At 60.1% G+C, this 21,084-nt stretch carries 14 protein-coding genes; 4 read left to right on the forward strand and 10 right to left on the reverse strand.

The window, feature by feature from the left end:
• Positions 1-232: 232 nt before the first annotated feature.
• Positions 233-1,147: an AraC family transcriptional regulator gene (locus B5E60_RS09010; protein WP_087311181.1), complete on the forward strand. Its 915-nt coding sequence runs from the start codon at positions 233-235 to the stop codon at positions 1,145-1,147.
• A 557-nt stretch (positions 1,148-1,704) separates the two neighbouring features.
• On the opposite strand, the gene B5E60_RS09015 is transcribed toward B5E60_RS09010, so the two are convergent.
• Complete coding sequence (locus tag B5E60_RS09015) at positions 1,705-2,232, reverse strand: DJ-1/PfpI family protein (RefSeq protein ID WP_087311182.1); 528 nt, start codon at positions 2,230-2,232, stop codon at positions 1,705-1,707.
• A gap of 165 nt (positions 2,233-2,397) precedes the next feature.
• Here B5E60_RS09015 and B5E60_RS09020 point away from each other — a divergent pair, with 165 nt between their 5' ends.
• A complete protein-coding gene (locus B5E60_RS09020) occupies positions 2,398-2,745 on the forward strand; it encodes a winged helix-turn-helix transcriptional regulator (RefSeq protein WP_087311236.1) in 348 nt (115 codons plus the stop codon).
• 358 nt (positions 2,746-3,103) lie between these two features.
• Here the strand turns inward: B5E60_RS09020 and B5E60_RS09025 are convergent, their stop codons facing one another.
• The 5 genes from B5E60_RS09025 to hemW all read right to left on the reverse strand — a co-directional run bounded on the left by B5E60_RS09025 (position 3,104) and on the right by hemW (position 13,711).
• Positions 3,104-4,318 (reverse strand): glycoside hydrolase family 57 protein, encoded by a 1,215-nt coding sequence (locus B5E60_RS09025; RefSeq protein WP_087311183.1) that lies wholly within the window; start codon positions 4,316-4,318, stop codon positions 3,104-3,106.
• A 12-nt stretch (positions 4,319-4,330) separates the two neighbouring features.
• Positions 4,331-5,650: a glycosyltransferase family 4 protein gene (locus B5E60_RS09030; RefSeq protein ID WP_317125084.1), complete on the reverse strand. Its 1,320-nt coding sequence runs from the start codon at positions 5,648-5,650 to the stop codon at positions 4,331-4,333.
• Positions 5,651-5,962: 312 nt separating this feature from the next.
• Positions 5,963-8,086, reverse strand: coding sequence for a glycogen debranching enzyme N-terminal domain-containing protein (locus B5E60_RS09035; RefSeq protein WP_087311185.1), 2,124 nt, complete (start codon positions 8,084-8,086; stop codon positions 5,963-5,965).
• Between the two features lie 114 nt (positions 8,087-8,200).
• Positions 8,201-12,451, reverse strand: coding sequence for an alpha-glucan family phosphorylase (gene glgP / locus B5E60_RS09040; protein WP_087311186.1), 4,251 nt, complete (start codon positions 12,449-12,451; stop codon positions 8,201-8,203).
• A gap of 147 nt (positions 12,452-12,598) precedes the next feature.
• Positions 12,599-13,711 (reverse strand): radical SAM family heme chaperone HemW, encoded by a 1,113-nt coding sequence (hemW, locus tag B5E60_RS09045; protein WP_087311187.1) that lies wholly within the window; start codon positions 13,709-13,711, stop codon positions 12,599-12,601.
• A 583-nt stretch (positions 13,712-14,294) separates the two neighbouring features.
• Between hemW and pckA the strand changes: the two genes are divergently transcribed.
• On the forward strand, positions 14,295-15,899 hold the full coding sequence (gene pckA, locus B5E60_RS09050) for a phosphoenolpyruvate carboxykinase (ATP) (protein WP_087311188.1): 1,605 nt from the start codon (positions 14,295-14,297) through the stop codon (positions 15,897-15,899).
• Between the two features lie 332 nt (positions 15,900-16,231).
• Here pckA and frr read toward each other — a convergent pair whose 3' ends face one another.
• The 3 genes from frr to pyrH are packed head-to-tail and all read right to left on the reverse strand — an operon-like array spanning position 16,232 to position 18,125.
• Positions 16,232-16,789 carry a ribosome recycling factor gene (gene frr, locus B5E60_RS09055; protein ID WP_087311189.1) on the reverse strand — a complete coding sequence of 186 codons (558 nt, stop codon included), beginning with the start codon at positions 16,787-16,789 and terminating at the stop codon, positions 16,232-16,234.
• Between the two features lie 18 nt (positions 16,790-16,807).
• Positions 16,808-17,413 (reverse strand): TlpA family protein disulfide reductase, encoded by a 606-nt coding sequence (locus B5E60_RS09060; RefSeq protein ID WP_087311190.1) that lies wholly within the window; start codon positions 17,411-17,413, stop codon positions 16,808-16,810.
• A gap of 4 nt (positions 17,414-17,417) precedes the next feature.
• Positions 17,418-18,125: a UMP kinase gene (gene pyrH / locus B5E60_RS09065; RefSeq protein WP_087311191.1), complete on the reverse strand. Its 708-nt coding sequence runs from the start codon at positions 18,123-18,125 to the stop codon at positions 17,418-17,420.
• Positions 18,126-18,205: 80 nt separating this feature from the next.
• On the opposite strand from pyrH, the gene dxs reads away from it, so the two are divergent.
• Positions 18,206-20,113 (forward strand): 1-deoxy-D-xylulose-5-phosphate synthase, encoded by a 1,908-nt coding sequence (gene dxs / locus B5E60_RS09070; RefSeq protein WP_087311192.1) that lies wholly within the window; start codon positions 18,206-18,208, stop codon positions 20,111-20,113.
• A gap of 54 nt (positions 20,114-20,167) precedes the next feature.
• Here the strand turns inward: dxs and B5E60_RS09075 are convergent, their stop codons facing one another.
• Positions 20,168-20,929: a YaaA family protein gene (locus tag B5E60_RS09075; RefSeq protein ID WP_087311193.1), complete on the reverse strand. Its 762-nt coding sequence runs from the start codon at positions 20,927-20,929 to the stop codon at positions 20,168-20,170.
• Positions 20,930-21,084 lie beyond the last annotated feature (155 nt).

Consider the following 21,084-nt stretch of genomic DNA (forward strand, 5'->3'; position numbering starts at 1 on the left):
GCCGGTTGCTTTTGGGGGGCCGGTTGCTTTTTCGGGGACCGGTTCACGGCCGATGGGATCTGCAAATCTTCGTCCTGCTGTCTCTTCCATGATCCGATTCAATTCTGATTTGGTTTGCCAATTTTGCAAAATTTGATCTTGTTGCAACTTTTTACACATTCGGGTGTTTTTTTATGTCCTGATTTGCTTTTTCGCCCGGTAAAATGCTATATTTGTCAAAAAACACGACCTTATGGCGGAACATGGCAAAACGACGCGCGGCAGCGGACGGGAAGGCCTTCATAAAGTCTCCATCTCCCGGATCAAGAAGGAGATGAACAATGTCTTCTATCTTTCGGACGATCTGGTCATCACGACGCTGACGGCCGACAAGAACACTACGGCCAACTATCCGACGACGGTCGACGGCTTCACGGCCATCATCATGATCTCCGGAGAAGCGGTTGTGTCGATCGACATGCAGAACTATACGGTGCGTCCCAATATGATCGTCTTCTTCAATCCCGATTCGATCATCCGCACGGTGAAATGCTCGCCGAATGCCGCCGCCTACCTGCTGGCCTTCTCCAAGTCGTTTGTCAACGAGATCCAGATTGACCTCTCGACTTCGCTTCCGGTCTACATGCGCTTTGGCAAAGCCCCGGTGCTGGAGGTGACGCAGCAGGATGTTGACGAGATCCGGCAGTTGTTTCTGATGATCAAGACGATGCTGTTGAGTGACAAGGAGCGCTACCGTCACGAGATCATCCGTACGCTCTTCACCGCGGCTTTCTATATCATCACGGAGATCAATCTGCGCGAGCAGCCCGGTGAGATGAAGCAGGGGCGCTGCGAGGTGCTTTTTGACGAGTTCATGTCGCTGCTGCAGCAGTACAGCAAACGCGAACGCAACGTCAGCTTCTACGCCAAGCAGTTGAACATCACGCCGAAGTACCTTTCGTCGGTGGTCAAGGAGGTGAGCGGCAAGACGGCGGCGCGGTGGATCGACGAATCGGTGATCCTCGAGGCCAAGGCCCTGTTGAAATATTCGGGGATGAGCATCCAGGAGATTGCCTACCACCTGAACTTTTCGACGCAATCCTTCTTCGGCAAGTATTTCAAGCAGCATACCGGCACTTCGCCTTCGCGCTACAAGCGCAAAGGGTAGCGGGACGCCGAGGTAACGTAGCGGCAGGACGCCGAGACGGCAAGGCGGTGAGGACGGCAGGATGGCGAGGATGGCGAGGACAGTAAGGACGGTAAGACGGCGAGGAGGCAGTTATCGGATACTTTCGTTTTTTTGCCCGGGCGGTCGGCGATCTGTGGGGATGGCGGTCTGTCGGAGTGCTGATCTGCCGCAGGACGTGCGGCCGTAGGATCGGTTCGGCTCATTTGCCCGAATGGAGCGGCGATCTGCTTGCCGGGGCAATGATCTGCCGCAGGAGTATCGAGCCGCGTATCGGAGTGATAGCCAACGGGGAGAAGCCACGACCCGGAGCTTGAACCGTTGTAACAGGCAAAACGACCGCCGGAGTCTCTCCGGCGGTCGTTTTCTTTGGGCAGGCCTTCTGTCCCGGAATTCTCGGGCGGGTTTTTCTTCCGGACTCCTTTTCTCTGCCGTCCTTTCGGAGGCTTCTCCTCGGGGCCGTTTTTCCGGCTGACCTTTCGGCCGCCTCACCCCCCCCCTCGGTTTGTGACCGGCAGCCCGATGACCTTTTTGTACAACTACTTCAACGCCTCGATGACGCGGTCGATCATCGTCGGAATGGTGTGCTCCTGCTGGGCGGTGAAGTAGTTGCCGTCGATCTCCGACGGAGCGTCGGTGGCAATCGGCCCCTGCACACCGGCCTTGGCCATCGGATGTACGGCGACGCGTTTTCCGGCGGCGATGCCGGCGAATCCGAACATCAGTCCGGCGGCGCAGTGGCCGATCATCAGTTTGCCCTTCTCCCCGAAACGCTTCAAAACGGCCATCAGATCCTGATTCCAGGGATCCGAGGCGTGCTGGGCGAAGACCGGAACGGCATCTCCGCAGGCGAAAACCAACGCATCGTACTCCTCCTCGTGTCCTTTCAGATCGGCGATCACTCCGTCGACGGTCAGTGTGACGCCCGAGTTGGTGCGGATCTCCCGCGTGGGGGCTACGGCGAATACCTTGTAGGGAATCTTGTTTTCATAAAATGCTTCCAGATACTGGAACAGCCCCATCCCGTTTACGGGATTGACGGCTGCAACTGCAACTTTCTTGGCCATGTTTCTCTTTTTTGAATGGTTTGTCGGTTATTTTCCGTAAGTTTCTTACCTTTGTATGCAAAGGTAGGGGCGCATTTTCAAATAAACAAGAACGCACCTGCCTGTTAGCAGGTTACACGGATGTAACCTTTGTTGAAAGAGAACAGGATGGAGACGGGAAAAAAGTTGGAAAAATTTCCTCCCACGGGGAGTTGTCCGGTTCGGGATGTTCTGAGTCGGATCGGGGACAAGTGGTCGATGCTCGTTCTGCTGACACTGCACGCCAACGGAACGATGCGTTTCAACGAGATTCACCGTTCGCTGGAGGATATTTCACACCGGATGCTGACCGTCACGCTGCGGATGCTGGAGGCCGACGGGCTGATCGCGCGCGAGGTTTTTGCCGAGGTCCCGCCGCGGGTCGAGTACCGCCTCACCGAGCGGGGATCGAGTCTGTTGCCCCACATCTTCGGACTGGTGGAGTGGGCTCAGGCCAACAAAGCCTCGATTTTCGAGGAGCGTGCCCGTCATTGAGGAGTGTGCAATCTTGGACGGCGATTTGGCCAGATCCCAACTGGTCAGACTGTTCGCCGGTGTGGTCTCCCCGGTGTGGTCCTTTTTCAACCTTGCAGTTGGCTGACCCCGTCTTTTCTGTCCTTTCCTTCTCCTTGGGGGCTCTTTGTCTCTTCCCGAAGCTCGTTTTCCCGGATCCTTCTCCGGCTCCTCCTTTTTCCGGCTCTCCTTTCCGATTGCACCCGATGGGTTGTCAGCTGTCTTCAGCCTTCTGACGCCAGCATCGACCTGTGGCGCCCCTCCCCCCCCCTCCTCCAAAAAAAAGAGCTCGCTGTCAGTTGCGAGCTCCTTTTTCGTTCGGCGTGAAGACCCCTTCCTCTTATGCTTTTTTGGCATTTTTGACGGCCAGCGCCTTATCCAACTCGATGATAAAGTCCGAGAGGACGTTCATGTAGTTGATGAAGGCATCGTAAGCCGAGTCATAGGGGTTGAAGTAGGAGTGCACGTCGCCGTCCGAGAGCCACTTCGTGGCCATATAATAGAAGTGGTCGGAGGTCTGCATGAAGCTCCATACGTAGTCGAAATCGGGACTCTTCAGCGCCTTGACCTTCTCCTTCTGGGCATAGAGTTTCGAGAAGGCCTCGTTCTGAAGTTCGTTGCCCAGCCATGCGGTCACGTCACGCTCCTCGTCGGCCCACGACATCACGTGCGGGCAGTGGAGTACGGCTACGGGTTGATGTTTCTTGGCCGCTTCGGTGACGGTCGCGAATTCGAGTCCGTTCTTCTTGGCCAGGATGGCCTTCGGCAGGGCACGCATGAACTCGAAGATGCCGGTATCGGCCGTCTGGTGCTCACCGAAGGTTTCGTAATCCATGAAGAGGTTGATCACCTCGCCGGGAGTATCCTCCGAGGCGAGCCATCCGACATACTTGTCGGCCGTCAGCGGCCACTGGTCCCAGCTGCGGTTCGAGAAGCGGAAGGCGATGTCGTCCGAGAGCTTGTAGTTGCGCAGCAGCAGGCGCAGTTTCTGGTCGATGGCGTTGGCATAGACGTAGTTGGGGGATTTCCAACCCAGGACGTGCTTGGCGCCTTCGGCCAGCATCGTGCGGAATCCCATGCCGGCGACCATGGCGCCGATCTCGTCCGAGTAGATCAGCTCCGTGTTGCGGAAGGCGGTGGGCTTGACACCGAACTCCTTCTTGATGAGGTTGACGTGGAGTTTGACCTGCTCTTCGAAATCCTCCTTTGAGGCGAGCGAGGCGAGCGAGTGGGAGTAGGTTTCGGCCAGGAACTCCACGCATCCCGTAGCGGCGAGCTCCTTGAACGACTCGAGGACTTCGGGGGCGAAGGCCTTCATCTGCTCGATGGCGCTGCCGGTGATCGAGAACGAGCAGCGGAACTTGCTCTTGTTCTCCTTGATGAGCTTCAGCAGCAGGGCGTTCATCGGCAGATAGCACTGCCGGGCGACCTTCTGCATGATGGCACGGTTCTGCAGGTCATCCAGGTAGTTATGGTCCTTGCCCATGTTGAAGAAGCGGTACTTTTTCAGACGCCAGGGCTGATGTACCTGAAAGTAGAGGCAAACGGTTTTCATGTTGGTGAATGTCTATTTTGATTGATTTTTGTTCTCTTCGATGACGTCTTCGTAGACCTTCTTGATTTTGGCCGCGGCATCGTTCCACTTGAGGTTCGTCACCTCTTCGAGTCCTTTCGACGCGAACATTTTGGCCAGCGCCGGGTATTCGATCAGACCGTAGATGGCATCGGCCAGGGCGTCGACATCCCAGTAGTCGACCTTGACGGCATAATCGAGCACTTCGGCCACACCGCTCTGCTTGGAGATGATCACCGGGACGTTCGAACGCATGGCCTCGAGGGGCGAGATGCCGAACGGCTCCGAGACCGAAGGCATGACGTAGACGTCCGACAGCTGGAACATCTTGTGGACGTCTTCGCCGCGGAGGAATCCGGTGAAGTGGAAGCGGTCGGCGATTCCGAGGCGTGCGACGCGGCGGACGATGTGGTTCATCATGTCGCCCGATCCGGCCATCACGAAGCGGACGTTGGGCACGCGTTTGAGGACCTTGGCGGCCGCCTCGACGAAGTAGTCGGGGCCCTTCTGATAGGTGATTCGGCCGAGGAAGGTGACGATCTTGTCCGTCACGCCGCGTTCGGGTACCGCCGTTTCGTGTTCGGCGAAACGCACGGCGTTGTGCACCGTCACGACCTTGTCGGCCGGGATTCCGTAGCGGTTGATGACGATGTTGCGGGTGAGGTTCGAGACGGCGATGACGCGGTCGGCGGCCTCCATGCCGGCGCGCTCGATGGCATAGACCTGCGTGTTGATGTTCTCGCCGCTGCGGTCGAATTCCGTGGCGTGCATGTGGACGACCAGCGGTTTTCCGGAGATACGCTTGGCGGCGATTCCGGCGTAGTAGGTCAGCCAGTCGTGGGCGTGGATGACGTCGAACTGCCCCTCCAGGTCGTGGGCCACCTGGGCCGCAACGACGGCGTAGCGGGCGACCTCTTCCATCAGATTGGCGCCGTACTTGCCCGAGAAGGTGTAACGCTGTTTCCAGGCGTCGGTTGTCGACCAGGTCCGCTGACCCGACTTGACATACTGTTCGTGGTAGGACTGATACTCTTCGGGGGAGATGTAGGGGACCATGTTGGAGTCGATGTGGATGAACGACATCTTTTCGAGGATGTCGTCGGCACCGCTGCCGGTCGAACCGTAGAGGGCTTCGACTTCACTGGCATTCAGGACGTGGGTGAAGCGCTGATCCTCGTCGCCGTAGGCGTGCGGGACCACGAAGGTCACATCCACACCGTTGCGAGCCAGACCGCGGGTCATTCCGTAGCAGGCCGTTCCCAAGCCGCCCGCAATATGGGGCGGGAACTCCCATCCGAACATTAATACTTTCATATATTCCTTGTTTTATCTGTGTATCGTTGCGTATACGCTTTTGTCCGGCTTTTTTTTCCCCCCCCCTGGTTCTCTGGCACTTGGCATTCTCTTTGCGTCGGCGGATCCCGTCTCTCCACCCTTCTGGTCCGAGGAGAGGGTGATGGCCGTCGCCGGGTAGAGGACACCTTTTCACTCTCTGCATTGCTCCCGCGGTGATCGCATACGATCCCGTGAGGGCCCAGGCTGGTGTCCGGAAGACCCGTGCCGCGATACATGAGCGCGGGAAGACTTTTCGGGTCTCATCTCTTCCGGACCGTCGGGCTGCGGCTGCTATTTTGCGGCCGTCTTCCTGGTTGCGGCCTTTCGGGTCGTCTTTTTGGCCGGTTTGGCCTCAGCCGTTTTTGCCTCTTTTACCTCTTCAGTTTTCTTTACGGCCTCCTTTGCCGTGGTTTGGGCTGCGGCCTTGGCTGCCGTTTTGGCGGTCGTTTTGCGTGTATTCTTCTTTTTGGGCTCGGCGGCCATCCGGGCCTTGCGCTCCTGGATCATGGCGTAGATGTCCAGGACGGCCCCCACGCTCCACGCCTGCGAAATGGCGCCGCGCGGCGAGTAGGGAGGATCGGCATCGAACAGTTCGCCGATCGAGCCGATTCCGTAGGTCTGGATGTCCTCGTTGAAGTTTTCGAGAATCTCCTCGGCCTCGGGCAGGAACGAGTCGCCGTTGATGTCGAAGCAGGCCTGTACGTAGAACTCCAGCAGCCAGGTCCATACCGAACCGTTCTTGGCCGAGAACTGGCGCTCGCGGGGCGAACCCTCCTGCGAACCCTTGTAGAGGGGGTTTCGGGGCGAGAGCGTCCGCAGACCCTTCGGGGTGAGCAGGTGCTGGCGTACGGTCTGGATGACGGCCAGCTGCGTATGCTCGTCGATCATCTTGAAGGGCAGGCCGCAGGCGATGATCATGTTGGGGCGGATCTCCCGGGCCGGGCCTTCGAATCCGATGTAGTCGGCCAGATAGCCCTCGGGCAGCGTAAAGAGTTCGTTGAATGCGGCCTTGGTCTTTTCGGGGAGCTTCTCCCAGGCCTTGACGAACTTCTTGTCGCCGTTTTCGGCAGCCAGCTTCAGGGTATAGCAGAGGGCGTTGTACCACAGGGCGTTGACCTCGACCTGATAGCCGTTTCGCGGGGTGACGGGTTTTCCGTCGATCATGGCGTCCATCCAGGTCATTGGCTGACTTTCGCACGAAGCCCAGACGAGCCCGTTCTCGTTGAGGATGACACGGCCGGCCACCCCTTCGCGGTAGGCCTCGAGGATCTGCTTCATGGTCTCGCCGTAACGCTCCCAGAGGGCCTTGGCGCCGATCTGGGGTTCGAGCTGCTGCAGCGTCCAGAAGAACCACAGCGGGGTGTCGGCGCCCTGGGCGGCCGAGAAGCCTCCGCAGAACATGCCGTGACAGAGGTTGCGGGTCTGCGTGTCGAGGGCATCCATGCAATCCTCCTTGTGGTTCTGCCGCAGCGTGATGCCGGGCAGTGAGATGAAGGTTTCGCGGCCCGTGACGCCGTGCCAGGGGTACCCGGCGATGACTTCGGTGCGGTTGCCCGGGCGGCGGATCAGGAACTGACGGGCCGAGTGTTCGAGGCAGCTGATGAAGTCGATCTTGTGGGTACGGCGGGCGATCGAGCCGGCGAAGAGTTCGTCGATGGTCTTCGTCGAGCCCATTTCGTCGAGCGAGGCGGAGAAGATGATGCTTTCGCCCTTCTTGAGTTCGGTTTCGAAGTATCCGGTGGTCATCAGATCCTCGTGGCCCTCATAGCCGCGGGCGATATCCTGCAGGTATTCGAAGTTGTAGTACCAGTCGGGAGCCGGGACGAACTCCGTGTCGGGCTTGTTGGTCTGGAGGTAGAGCCAGGGGAACGAGCCGTAGAGGCGGCACTTGACGCCGTTGACGGCGGGATAGGAGTGTCCGTCGGCCTTCATGTTGGCATGGGTCAGCTCGTGCTTGTCGCGGAAAGCGAGGAACGGGCGGAGGCGGAGCCGGGTCTCGGAGTGGGCATCCACGAGCGTGTAGCGGATCATGAGCTGCGTGCGCTTGTGGATCCAGAGCATCTCCTTCTTGAGGATCACGCCGCCGACGCGATAGGTGATCGTGGGGGTAGGCGTGTACTCGAAATCGGTGATGTACTTGTGGCCGCGGGGCTCATAGGTTCCCTTGTAGCGGTGGAGGGCCAGGTTGAAGGACTGGTCGTGCTGGATGATGGTTTCGTCGAGTGCCGACAGCAGCACATAGGTGCGGTCGCTGGTGTCGATGGGGGCGACCATCAGTCCGTGATAGCGGCGCGTGTTGCAGCAGACGATCGTCGTGCTCATGTATCCGCCGATTCGGTCGGTAGCGAGCATTTCGCGCTGGAGGGAGTACTCCAGGTTTCCGAGTTCGCTTTTGTCGAAGGTTAATGCTGACATATGCTAAAAAAATGCTTTTTCTCGTCCATTAAAGTTATTGAAAAATTCGAAAATCGGCAACTCTGTTGCTGAAAAACGACACTTTTCGCTCCAATAATCCGACCCGTTTTGTTATCAGGCCCACTTCACGAGGGCAAAGTCCATACGGTGGGGGAGATTGGGGTTCGAGGGGTAGATACGCAGCGCCACGTCGAACGTGCCGGCCTCGTCGGGGGTGTAGTCCAGGGCATAGGTGACCTGACTGCCTTCGATTTTGGTGCGTTCGAGCTGGATCGTGCGGGTGACGTTGACCGACTGACCGCCGACGATCTGACGGGCGAGGACCATCTCGACGCCAATGTCTTCGGGGCGGAGGTTGGCGATGTCGACCGTCACCGAGAAGTGGTACTTTTCACCGACATAGACGGCCACCTTGTCGATCTTCACGCGCTGTACGTCGACGGCATGCACCTTGTCCCAGGCGGCCGAGACCTTGCGTTTCCAGGCGGCGATTTCGCGGGCCATGCGGTAGGAATCGGCGCCCATCAGGTGCTTGCGGGCGGCAAGTTTGTTGTAGAACCGCTCCTCGTAGTCGATCAGCATGCGGTTGGTGGTGAAGTTCGAGGCGATGTCGGCGACGCACTTCTTGATCGAGGCCACCCAGTCGTGGGGGATGTTGTCCGTGCCGCGGCTGTAGTATTTCGGGGCGATCTGCTCCTCGATGGTGTTGTAGATCATCTCGGCGTCGAGTTCGTCCTGGAAGTGCTGGTCGGTGAAGGTGCGCTCCATCGGCAGGGCCCAACCGGCGCCCTCCTTGTAGCCTTCGACCCACCATCCGTCGAGTACCGAGAACTGCATGACGCCGTTCATGACGCACTTTTCGCCCGAGGTACCCGAAGCCTCGAGCGGACGGGTCGGCGTATTGAGCCATACGTCCACGCCCTGAACCATGCGGCGGGCCAGCTCCATGTCATAGTTCTGCAGGAAGAGGATCTTGCCCACGAACTGCGGCATGGCGGCCACCTCGACGATGCGTTTGATCAGATCCTGACCCGGCTTGTCATTGGGGTGCGCCTTGCCGGCGAAGATGAACTGTACGGGGCGCTCCTTGTTGTTGACGATGGCCGAGAGGCGGTCGAGGTTCGTGAAGAGCAGGTAGGCGCGCTTGTAGGTGGCGAAGCGGCGGGCGAAACCGATGGTCAGCACGTCAGGACGGATCCCCTCGATGACCTGCAGCATCTGGCGCGGCGATTCGAGACGCACCTGCTTGGGATCGCTGTAACGCTTGCGGATATGCTTGATGAGCTTGTCCTTGAGCTTCATGCGCTCCTCCCAGAGTTCGGCGTCGGGGATGTTGTGCACCTTCTGCCAGGCGGGGATGTCATAGGTATGACCTTCGAATCCGTCGGCGAAGTAGCGGGCGTAGAGGCGGCGCAGCGACGTGGCGATCCATGTCGGGAAGTGCACGCCGTTGGTGACGTATCCGATGTGGAGTTCGTTCTTGAAGTATCCGGGCCACATGTTGCCGAGAATCTCCTTCGAGACCTCGCCGTGGAGCCACGATACGCCGTTGACCTCCTGCGAGAGGTTGCAGGCCAGCACCGACATCGAGAACTTTTCGTTCGGATCGTTGGGGTTCGTCTTGCCGAGGTTGATGTACTGCTCCCAGGTGATTCCCAGCACGTCGGGATAGTGCGACATGTACTGGCGGATCATCGACTCGGGGAAAGCGTCGTGGCCGGCCGGCACGGGGGTGTGGGTCGTGAAGAGCGACGACGAGCGGACCACCTCCAGGGCCTCCGAGAAGGAGAGCTTGCGGTGGTTGACCAGGTCGCGGATGCGCTCGATGCCGATGAAGGCGGCGTGGCCCTCGTTGCAGTGGTATACGTCGTGCTTGATGCCGAGTTTGCGCAGGGCGCGGATACCGCCGATTCCGAGCAGGATCTCCTGCTTGAGACGGTTTTCCCAGTCGCCGCCGTAGAGGTAGTGGGTCACCTGACGATCCTCCTCGAGGTTGTCCTCGATGTCGGCGTCGAGCAGGTAGAGGTCCGTACGTCCGACCTGGCATTTCCAGATGCGGGCCAGGAGCGTACGTCCCGGGAAGGCGATCGAGATGGTCATCCAGTTTCCGGCCTCGTCGCGCACGGGCGAGATCGGCAGCTTGTAGAAGTTCTGGGCCTCATAGGTGGCCTCCTGGGCACCCTGGGCCGAGAGGCGCTGCGTGAAGTATCCGTAGCGGTAGAGCAGTCCGACGGCGGCCATCGGGACGTTGCGGTCCGAAGCCTCCTTGAGATAGTCTCCGGCCAGGATGCCCAGACCTCCCGAATAGATCTTCAGCGAGGAGTGCAGGCCGTACTCCATCGAGAAGTAGGAGATCGAGGTGGCCTTCGGGTCGGGCTTCTCGTTCATGTAGTCGCGGAACTGGGTGTGCACGGCATCGAGCAAGGCGAGGAAGTTCGAATCCTTTTCGAGTTCGCGTATGCGCTCGACGCTGAGCTTGTCGAGAAGGGCGATGGGGTTCCGCTCGCATTCGGCCCAGAGCGTCGGATCGATGCTCTCGAACAGGTCGCGGGCGCCGGGGTTCCAGCACCACCAGAGGTTGCGCGAGAGCTCCTCGAGGGCATGCAGCCGCTTGGGCAGGGTCTTGTCGACCATCATGCGGCTCCAGTTGGGCTTCTCGACGAAGAGTTGCTGCCGCACGAAGTTGATCTGTTCGGTCTTGGCTCCGCCGTCATCGAGCATGGCGCGGTTGGTGCGGACGATCGAGCTCTCGACCGCCTCGGAATAGGCCTGTTCGTAGGCGGCGTAGAGGTGCTCCCAGAGGGCCGTCGTGGAGATTTCGTAGGCCGAGGTGCGGATCTCGTTGACGTGTTTTTCGTCGAGCTGCGAGAAGCGCAGCAGGGCGTCGGCGATGTTCTGCTCGACCTCCTTGTCGTTGTAGTCGTCGCGGCGGATGACCTCCACGCCGGCATGTTCACGCTGCTTGTCGACCCACATGCCGAACCCGGCGAGTGTCGTGGTGATCGTGGGCACGGAGAAGGCCACCGACTCCAGCGGGGTGTAGCCCCACGGTTCGTAGTAGGAGGGGAAGACCGTCAGGTCCATGCCGACGAGCAGTTCGTAGTAGTCCTTGTTGAAGATGCCGTCGTTGTGGTTGAGGTACGTGGGGACGAAGATCACCCTGACCTTCGAACCGGGTTTGGTCAGCGGGCTGTCCTTCAGGGCGTTGACGATCGGGTCCCAGGTCTGGTCCTCCAGATAGTGGGTCGAGTATTTGTACTGCGAGGCGTCGATGGGTTTCGACGGATCGGCCAGGTGGGCCTGCAGGTCGACGCGCGGGCCGCGGTTTCCGGCCGGCACGGTGATGTAGGCGAGGATTTCGCGCTGGAGCTTGTCCGACTCGGCGAGGATCTTCAGCGACTCGATGAAGACGTCGATGCCCTTGTTGCGGAATTCGTAGCGGCCGCTGGTTCCGACGATCAGCGGATCTTCGGCGAATTTTTCGCCCAGGCAGGCTTCGGCTACGTTGATCATGGCCTTGCGGGCCTCGTCGCGTTTGGCGTAGTACTCGTCGCCCGACCAGGCGAAGTCGTTTTCGAAGCCGTTGGGGGTTACGCCGTCGGGTTCGCGGCCGAGCAGGTATTTGCATTCGTTGGCCGTGATGTCGCTCACGGTGAGGAAGGCGTCGTGATACGTGGCGGCCATCTTTTCGATCGAGTGTTTGGCCACGACGTTGAAGCGGCGGGCCAGCTCGTCGGCGTTGAGTTTCGTGAGCGAGTTGTAGAGCGGCAGTCGGTTTCCGGCGATGCAGCGGCCCATGACGGTGGCGTGGGTGGTGAATACCGTGGCCACGTAGGGCGAATGGTTGCGCAGGTAGAGTCCTCCGGCGGCGGTCTGCCACTCGTGGAAGTGGGCGGCGATGCGGTCGGTCGGCGTGCCGAAGCTCTTGACGTAGGAGGCGATCACCACGCCGGCGGCCCAGCCGAAGAGGACGGGTTCGATGTAGTCCCACTGACCGGAGATCGAGTCGACGTGGTAGGATTCCCAGAGGCTCTTGAGGATTTCGTCCTTGCGGGGGATCAGCGACGAGAAGTCGACGAGCAGGACCGTGGGTTCGCCCTTGATTTTCCAGTGTCCGGCGCGGACGCGGATTCCCTCGTTGTAGAGGCCCTGGCGCCAGGCCTTGAGCAGGTTCTGATCCTCCTCGAATTCGGGGTTTACGCCTTCGTGCGAGAGATCGGGGCCGAGCAGGAGGTAGCGGTCGCCGAATTTTCGGGTGACGGTCTGTGCTTTGGTCGAGATGACGGTGTGGATTCCGCCCACCTTGTTGCATACCTCCCAGCTTACCTCGAACAGGAAGTCGGGAGTGTGTTTAACGTTGCTCATATTTGTGCTTGTTTGATTCGTGACGAACGGATTTGGATCCGGCCGCAAAGGTAATACTTATATTTAGATAAAACAATTGAAAAATCAATTACTAAAAATATTTAATAATAACTTAACATTTATGTTTCACTTGGTTGCGAAGCTGGCTTACGTTTCGAAGAGCTCTTCGATGACGGCGTCCGAAACGAGCATGCGTTCGGCCGGAATGGCCATTTGCGTCCCCTCGATGCGGAGGATTCCGGCCCGGATCCAGCCTTCGGCCTCATGGCGCATGCGGGCGGTGCGATCGGGGCCGAAAAGGGCTTCGGCCTGTCCGAGGTCGATCCCCTCGGCCGTGCGCAGCCGGGTCATCACATACTCGTTGAAACGGTCGCGGTCGGTGAGGATCTCCGTTTCGGGGGCTTCGCCGGCGAGGTAGCGGTCGACGGACGAGGCGTTCCAATGGCGTTCGCGGCCGTCGAAGGAGTGGGCCGCCGGACCGATTCCGAGGTATTTGACGCCGCGCCAGTAGGCCGAGTTGTGGCGGGCTCGAAACCCGGGACGGGCGAAATTCGAAACCTCGTAGTGCTCATAGCCGGCACCGGTGAGTCGCTCGTGAACCAGCGCATACTCCGTTTCGCTGACCGTTTCGTCCACCGGGGCGAACTCGCCGCGCTCCATCCGGCGGCCGAAGGCCGTACCGGGTTCGATCGTGAGGTGATAGGCCGAGATGTGTTCGACGCCGAGCTCCAGCGTGCGGTCGATCGAACGGCGGAGCGAATCGCCGCCGAAACCCGGCACGCCGAAAATCAGATCGACGGTGATATTTTCGAAACCGGCCTTGCGGGCGTTCCGGACAGCCTCTTCGGCTTGAGCGGCGGTGTGACGGCGGTTCATCAACCGCAGGCAGGCGTCGTCGAACGACTGGATGCCGATCGACAGACGGTCGATGCCGGCCCGTCGCAGGGCTTCGAGGTATTTGGGAGTCAGGTCATCGGGGTTGGCTTCGAGGGTGGTCTCCTCGACCTGCGAGCAGTCGAAGAGCTCTGCGGCGTGGTCCAGGAGCCCTTTCAGCATGTCGGGCGGGCAGAGCGAGGGGGTTCCGCCGCCGAAATAGCGGGTTCGGACGGCTTCCTGGCCGAGATAGTCGCGACGGGACTCCATTTCGCGGTGCATGGCTTCGATGAGCGGGCCCATGCGGCGGGTTCCGACCTCCTTGAAGAAGTCGCAGTAGGCGCATACGCGCTTGCAGAAGGGGATATGAAGGTAGAGTCCGGCCATAACAAACCAAAGATACAAAAATTCTCGGCATGGGAAACGTTTTTTCGAAATGAAATTATTTTTCGGATAAAACCTCCGTTTTGAAATCGGAAAGGAGATCTTTCGAAAAAGGTGCGGCTGCCCGACGGTTCGGGTGTTCCGGTTGCTTGTGCTGTTCCTGTTGTCCCGACCGTTCCGGCAGCCGGGCAGTCGGTATCATTTCGCCGGTTTCGGCTGTTCTGTTCCCCCCCCTATCTGGACGGTGGCTTTTCGGGATCGCAACTGGGCTTGCCTCGTCCGTCCATGCCGCGCTCTTTCTGGACGGTGTCCTGCCATTTGCCGGGACTTCTGCCGGGCTCGGCCGTGCACTGTAAACCCCGCCCGGAAGCGCTCCTGCGGAGTCAGGGCTTCCGACTCCCGGGGACCTGCGAGCCGCCCGTCGCCGTCGCCGGGCGGGGATCGTAAAATTTTTTCGTAATTTATGCTGTTATTTTTTTCACAATTCTGGAAAAAGTTTTTACCTTTGTGCCGTCCGAAAAGGCAATTTTCAACGCTGCCCGGACGTTGGGTTAAGGATTTGGTGTTTAATCAAAATAAATAAGTTATGGACAAAATGGATCTGAAAAAGTACGGGATCACGGGCGTAACCGAGATCGTGTACAATCCCTCCTACGACGAACTGTTCCGTGAGGAGACCAAGAAAGGCCTGCGTGGGTATGAGAAGGGTCAGTTGACCGAGACGGGAGCCGTTAACGTAATGACGGGTGTCTATACGGGCCGTTCGCCCAAGGACAAGTTCTTCGTGATGGACGAAACCACGAAGGATACGATCTGGTGGACCTCCGACGAGTACAAGAACGATAACAAGCCCGTGACGAAGAAGGCTTGGAAAGAGCTGAAGAAGATCGCAGCCGAGGAGCTCTCGGGCAAGAAGCTCTATGTGGTTGATACGTTCTGCGGCGCCAACGAGAACTCGCGTCTGAAGATCCGTTTCATCATGGAGGTTGCCTGGCAGGCTCACTTCGTGAAGAACATGTTCATCCGTCCGACGGATGAGGAGCTGGAGAAGTACGGCGAGCCCGATTTCGTGGTGCTGAACGCTTCGAAAGCCAAGGTAAAGAACTACAAGGAGCTGGGTCTGAACTCGGAGACGGCCGTAGTCTTCAACCTCACGGAGAAGATGCAGGTGATCATCAACACCTGGTACGGCGGTGAGATGAAGAAGGGTATGTTCTCCTACATGAACTACCTGCTGCCGCTGAAGGGCATGGCTTCGATGCACTGCTCGGCCAACACGAACGAGAAGGGCGAAACGGCCATCTTCTTCGGTCTGTCGGGAACGGGCAAGACCACGCTGTCGACCGATCCGAAGCGTCAGCTGATCGGTGACGACGAGCACGGATGGGACGACGACGGCGTCTTTAACTTCGAGGGCGGCTGCTACGCCAAGGTGATCAACCTCTCGAAGGAGAACGAGCCCGACATCTGGAACGCCATCCGCCGCAACGCCCTGCTGGAGAACGTAACCGTGGACAAGAAGGGCAAGATCGACTACGCCGACAAGTCGGTAACGGAGAACACCCGTGTATCGTACCCGATCTTCCACATCGAGAATATCGTTAAGCCGGTATCGAAGGCTCCGGCCGCCAAGAAGGTGATCTTCCTCTCGGCCGATGCATTCGGCGTGCTGCCCCCGGTATCGATCCTGACTCCGGAGCAGACGAAGTACTACTTCCTGTCGGGCTTCACCGCCAAGCTGGCCGGTACGGAGCGTGGTATCACCGAGCCGACGCCGACTTTCTCGGCTTGCTTCGGTGCCGCCTTCCTGTCGCTGCACCCGACGAAGTACGGCCAGGAGCTGGTCAAGAAGATGGAGAAGTCGGGCGCCAAGGCCTACCTCGTGAACACGGGTTGGAACGGCACCGGCAAGCGTATCTCGATCAAGGATACGCGTGGCATCATCGACGCCATCCTCGACGGCTCGATCGACAAGGCTCCTACGAAGATGATCCCTGTCTTCGACTTCAAGGTGCCCACCGAGCTGCCGGGTGTTGACTCGCACATCCTCGATCCGCGCGACACGTATGCCGATGCATCGCAGTGGGACGAGAAGGCCAAGGACCTCGCCGGCCGCTTCATCAAGAACTTCCAGAAGTTCACGGGCAACGAGGAGGGCAAGAACCTCGTGGCTGCCGGCCCGAAGTTGTAATGACTCTCCGTGCGGTGTCTGCCGCATGAGATAACCCCGACGGGGCGGATGGTTCTCCATCCGCCCCGTTTTTTTTGCGGCTGTTTGCCGGGTTTGCGGGATTCCCGGCGGGAAGCCGCAATGGCGGTCGAACAGGCTTCCGTTCTGCCCGCTTCCGTTCCGCCTGCATTCGGGCTGCCGGACAAAGGTCCGTATTACGGATTGTCCTCCGGGGTGCGGGAGTCGGGACGGGCGGCCTGTCTTGCGCCCGACGTCGTCCGACAAAACAAAAACACCCGGTTCACAAAGGAACCGGGAGTCATGGATTTCTGCAGGATCGGGAATCGGCCGGATCAGACGGTCATGATCTCCTTCTCCTTGCGGGCCAGTACCTCGTCGAGCTGTTTGGTGAACTTCTCGAGGAGTTTCTGCGACTGGCTTTCGCCGTCTTTCGACTCGTCTTCAGGCATACCCTCTTTCTGGGCTTTCTTGAAGGCTTCGACGGCCTCGCGGCGGGCATTGCGCAGGCTGATGCGGGCGGTTTCGGCCTCGCTGCGGATCTGCTTGACGAGCTCCTTGCGTCGATCCTCAGTCAGGGGCGGAATGGTCAGACGAATCGTTTCGCCGTTGTTCGAGGGGGTCAGACCGATGTTCGAATCGAGGATGGCCTTCTCGATGATGCGGAGCATCTTCTTGTCCCAGGGCTGGATGAGGATGGTCTTGGCATCGGGAACGGTGACGCTGGCGGCACCCGAAACGGGCACCTGCGAACCGAAATAGTCGACCATCACGCCGTTGAGGACGTTGGGCGACGCCTTGCCGGCGCGGACATTGAGGAGTTCCTCCTCGAGGTGGTCGATGGCCTTCTGCATGCGGGCCGAAGCATCGTTGAGAATCGTTTTGGTATCCATGTGCGGTATTGATTTGAATTATTCTTCGGTTCGGTTCTGCTCGGCTTGGGCAAGGGTGGCCTCGATGGCACGGATCAACTCGTCGAACTCCTCCGGTTCGAATCCGATGGTGGCCGTCACGACCTTGCCTTCGGCATCGATCAGGAAGTTGCGGGGGATGTAGTTCGAAGCGTAGCGGTCATAGACCGAGCGGGTGGAGTCGAGTCCCATGGGGAAGTCGTATCCGGTTTTCTGGCGGAAGGCGGCCACGGCCTGACGGCTTTCGCCGCGCGAGACGGGCAGGAAGAGGAAATCGCGGCCGGCGAAACGGTCGATGATATCGCTCTGTACGTGGGTGAGTTCCTCGCGGCAGGGCGGGCACCAGGTGGCCCAGAAGTTGAGCAGGACGACCTTTCCGCGCAGTTCGGAGAGGGTGACCGTCGAGCCGTCGAACATGCCGACAGAGAAGTCTGGGGCCTCCTCGCCGGCATGGACGAGGGTCGTGGCTTCGAGTTCGTCGGCGGGTTGCGGCTCCGGCTCCGCCCCGTTGGGCAGCAGCGCGATGACGGCCGCGATGACGGCGATCAGCGCCAGCATGATCCACAACTGGCGGCTGCTCTTGCGGTGGTGTTTGCGAATGGCCATGGTATCAGTGTTTTACGAGGGTTCCGATCGGTTCGCCGGCGAGGACCTTGCCCAGGTTGCCCGGCGTGTCCATGTTGAAGACGATGATTTCGAGACCGTTTTCGCGGCAGAGGGTGAAGGCCGTGAGGTCCATGACCTTGAGCCGGCGGTCGAGGACCTCTTCGAAGGAGATCTCCTGGAATTTCGTGGCCGTGGGGTCCTTCTCGGGGTCGGCCGTATATACGCCGTCGACACGGGTGCCCTTGAGCAGGACGTCGGCTTCGATCTCGATGCCGCGCAGAGCCGAGGCGGAGTCGGTGGTGAAGTAGGGGTTGGAGGTTCCGCCGCCGATGATCACCACGTAACCGGCTTCGAGATACTCGATGGCGCGGGCCTTGGAGAAGTATTCGCCGATGGGCTCCATGCGGATCGAGGTGAGGACCTTGCAGCGGACGCCGTTGTCCTCGAGCGCGGACTGCAGGGCCAGCGAGTTGATGATCGTGGCGAGCATGCCCATCTGGTCGCCCTTGACGCGGTCGAATCCCTTCCTGGCGCCGGTAAGACCGCGGAAGATGTTGCCGCCGCCGATGACGATGCCGATCTGGACGCCGGTTGCGGCTGCGGCCTTGATCTGTTCGGCGTAGGACTGCAGCACCTCGGGCGAGAGTCCGTATTTCTGCGTTCCCTGGAGCGATTCGCCGCTCAATTTCAGGAGTATGCGCTGGTATTTCATGACGTGTGTGGTTTTACCGTTATGCGAAGATAGGAAAATTTTCGAAAATTTCCCCATTATTATGTATCTTTGTCTTCCCAATGTCGCGTGAAGATTATAAACTGCTGACCCGGGTCTCCTCGCCCCGGGATTTGAAGAAACTCTCGCCCGAAGAGCTGCGGCTCTATTGCGACGAGCTGCGTCACTATATCATTGAGGAGTGTTCGGTCAATCCGGGCCATCTGGCCTCGAGTCTCGGGGCCGTGGAGCTGGCTGCGGCACTGCATTATGTCTTCGACGCGCCGCAGGACAAGATCGTCTGGGATGTCGGTCATCAGACCTATGCCCACAAGATCATCACGGGGCGCCGCGAGGCGTTCCATACCAAACGTCAGCTGGGCGGCATCAGCGGTTTTCCGCGCATGTCCGAGAGCGAGTACGACGCCTTCGGGGGCGGTCACGCTTCGGTGTCGATTTCGGCGGCTTTCGGCATGGCCAAGGCGGCCGAGCTGCGCGGTGAAAAGCACCAGGTGGTAGCCGTCATCGGCGACGGTTCGATGACCGGCGGCCTGGCCTTCGAGGGGTTGAACAATGCCGGGGCCTCGAAGCGGACGAACCTGCTGGTGATTCTCAACGACAACAACATGGCCATCGATCAGGCCACCGGCGCGCTGAAGAACTACCTGCTGAAGATCTCGACCTCGGTTCACTACAACCGCTTCAAACAGCGGCTGTGGGGGATTCTTTCGCATACGCCGCGGCTGCTGCGCCTCTGCCAGATGGCGGGTAATGCCGTCAAGCAGGGGGTGCTGAACAAGAGCAACTTCTTCGAGAGTCTCAATTTCCGCTATTTCGGGCCGGTCGACGGCCACAACCTCAAGGAGCTGGTCCGCACGTTGCGGGCGCTGCGCGACATCGAGGGCCCGAAACTGCTGCACGTGCTGACAGTCAAGGGCAAGGGCTACCTGCCGGCCGAACACGACCAGCCGGTGTGGCACGCTCCGGGCCGCTTCAACCCCGATACGGGAGAACGGATCAAGTTGTCGGGCGGTGCGACCCGCTACCAGGATGTCTTCGGCGAGACGCTGCTTGAACTGGCCCGGATGGATCCGCGGGTTGTGGGGGTGACCCCTGCCATGCCTACGGGCTGTTCGATGAACATCCTGATGCGCGAGATGCCTGACCGCTGCTTCGATGTGGGCATTGCCGAAGGACACGCCGTGACCTTCTCGGCCGGACTGGCCGCCGCGGGGATGATCCCCTTCTGCAACATCTACTCGACCTTCATGCAGCGGGCCTACGACAATGTGATCCACGACGTGGCGATCCAGGATCTTCCGGTGGTGATGTGTCTCGACCGCGGCGGACTGGTCGGCGAGGACGGTGTAACCCACCACGGAGTCTTTGACATGGAGGCCTTCCGGGCCATCCCGGGGCTGACGATTGCCGCTCCGATGAACGAACCCGAACTGCGCAATCTGATGTATACGGCGCTGTGTGCCGGTCATCCCTTCATGATCCGTTACCCGCGGGGGTGCGGGGAGGGGCTTCCGTGGCGCGGCGCAGCCTTCGAGAAACTGCCCGTGGGACGGGGTCGCCGGTTGCGCGAGGGAAGCGACGTGGCGCTGGTGACCATCGGTACGGCGGGCAATGCGGCGGCACGTGCCGCCGAACGGGCTTCGGCCGAAGGGGTTGAGGCGGCGCATTACGACCTGCGCTATGTCAAACCGCTGGACGAAGTGCTGCTCGATGAGGTGGGGCGCCGCTTCCGTCGGGTCATCACGGTCGAGGACGGCTGCCTGAGCGGCGGAGTGGGCGAGGCTGTGACGGTCTTCTTCACTTCGCGCGGTTACGACGTGCAGGTCACGCGGCTGGGGATCGGCGACCAGTGGGTCGAACACGGCACGCCCGCCCAGTTGCAGGCCCTTTGCGGCTACGACGAAGCGTCGATTCTCCGGGCGCTGCTGGCCGTGCGGCCGGCCAAAGAGGCCGCCGAAGCAGGACAGTGAGCTGCTGCCCCCTCCCCTCCTCGAAAAAGTGTCCGGGTTTTTGCCCGGACTTTTTTATTGCTGCAGGGTGAAAAACCAGTTGTCGCCGCGACTCTCCGCCGGATCGAACCGGAACCCCTCCCATTCAAACGACTTCAGCAGTTCGGGGTCCTCGATCCGGTTCTTCAACGCGAAGCGCGTCATCTCACCGCGGCACATCTTCGTATAGACGACAATGGTCCGGAGGCGGTCGCCCTCGCGGATGCGGAACTCCGGGGTGATGACCCGTACCTCGCGTGCGAGACGCCGCCAGTCGAAGAGCCGTTTCATCTCGCCGCTGGCTGCGTTGAGCAGCACGCCGCCGTCGGCGCGGATCTTGTCGATGAATGCATCGGTGAGTCGCGACTGCCAGAAGGCGAAGCGCGTCTGCTCGTCGTCGCCCGGCAGGACGGCGTCGCCCTCGAGCCGGTAGGGGCGGATCCGATCCAGCGGGCGGAGCAACCCGTAGAGGAACGAGGTGATGTTCAGATGCTCCTGGGCGTATTCGAAATCCGCGGGGGTGAAGCTTGCCGGGTCGATCCGTTTGAAGACGATGCCGGTGTAGGCCGTCAGGGCCGGTAGCGACGGTGCGTCGTGGAACGAGGCGTAGCGGCGGCGGTTTTCGGCCGCCAGCGTGCGGTTGATGTGCAGCAGACGGGCCAGATCATCGGCCGACAGCGATGCCAGAGCGGCCGCGGCTGTGTCGGCCTCGGCTCCGTATCGGGGTTTGGTGGTGCGGGGTACGGAGATCGGGCTCCGGTCCGTCATCGTCTTGGCGCAGGAGAGTAACAGTTGCATGGTTGCGGGTGTTTTTGGTGTGAAACTCCCGAGCCCTGGCGAGGGCCCGGGAGGTGTCTTCGGTTCCGGTTGTGCGTGTTGAACCTCCGCCGGCTGTCGGGGAGAGGGCGGCGCGGGGGCGTAGACCGCGTGTCGGCGGATGGCGCCGGCCTGGG

The organism is Alistipes sp. An116, from assembly GCF_002161005.1.
In the GTDB taxonomy this organism is placed as follows: Bacteria; Bacteroidota; Bacteroidia; order Bacteroidales; family Rikenellaceae; genus Alistipes; species Alistipes megaguti.

Coding starts and splice junctions, on each gene's coding strand:
- B5E60_RS09010 (WP_087311181.1), top strand. CDS start 233: ATGGCGGAACATGGCAAAACGACGCGCGGCAGCGGACGGGAAGGCCTT.
- B5E60_RS09015 (WP_087311182.1), bottom strand. CDS start 2,232: ATGGCCAAGAAAGTTGCAGTTGCAGCCGTCAATCCCGTAAACGGGATG.
- B5E60_RS09025 (WP_087311183.1), bottom strand. CDS start 4,318: ATGAAAACCGTTTGCCTCTACTTTCAGGTACATCAGCCCTGGCGTCTG.
- B5E60_RS09030 (WP_317125084.1), bottom strand. CDS start 5,650: ATGAAAGTATTAATGTTCGGATGGGAGTTCCCGCCCCATATTGCGGGC.
- B5E60_RS09035 (WP_087311185.1), bottom strand. CDS start 8,086: ATGTCAGCATTAACCTTCGACAAAAGCGAACTCGGAAACCTGGAGTAC.
- glgP (WP_087311186.1), bottom strand. CDS start 12,451: ATGAGCAACGTTAAACACACTCCCGACTTCCTGTTCGAGGTAAGCTGG.
- hemW (WP_087311187.1), bottom strand. CDS start 13,711: ATGGCCGGACTCTACCTTCATATCCCCTTCTGCAAGCGCGTATGCGCC.
- pckA (WP_087311188.1), top strand. CDS start 14,295: ATGGACAAAATGGATCTGAAAAAGTACGGGATCACGGGCGTAACCGAG.
- frr (WP_087311189.1), bottom strand. CDS start 16,789: ATGGATACCAAAACGATTCTCAACGATGCTTCGGCCCGCATGCAGAAG.
- B5E60_RS09060 (WP_087311190.1), bottom strand. CDS start 17,413: ATGGCCATTCGCAAACACCACCGCAAGAGCAGCCGCCAGTTGTGGATC.
- pyrH (WP_087311191.1), bottom strand. CDS start 18,125: ATGAAATACCAGCGCATACTCCTGAAATTGAGCGGCGAATCGCTCCAG.
- dxs (WP_087311192.1), top strand. CDS start 18,206: ATGTCGCGTGAAGATTATAAACTGCTGACCCGGGTCTCCTCGCCCCGG.
- B5E60_RS09075 (WP_087311193.1), bottom strand. CDS start 20,929: ATGCAACTGTTACTCTCCTGCGCCAAGACGATGACGGACCGGAGCCCG.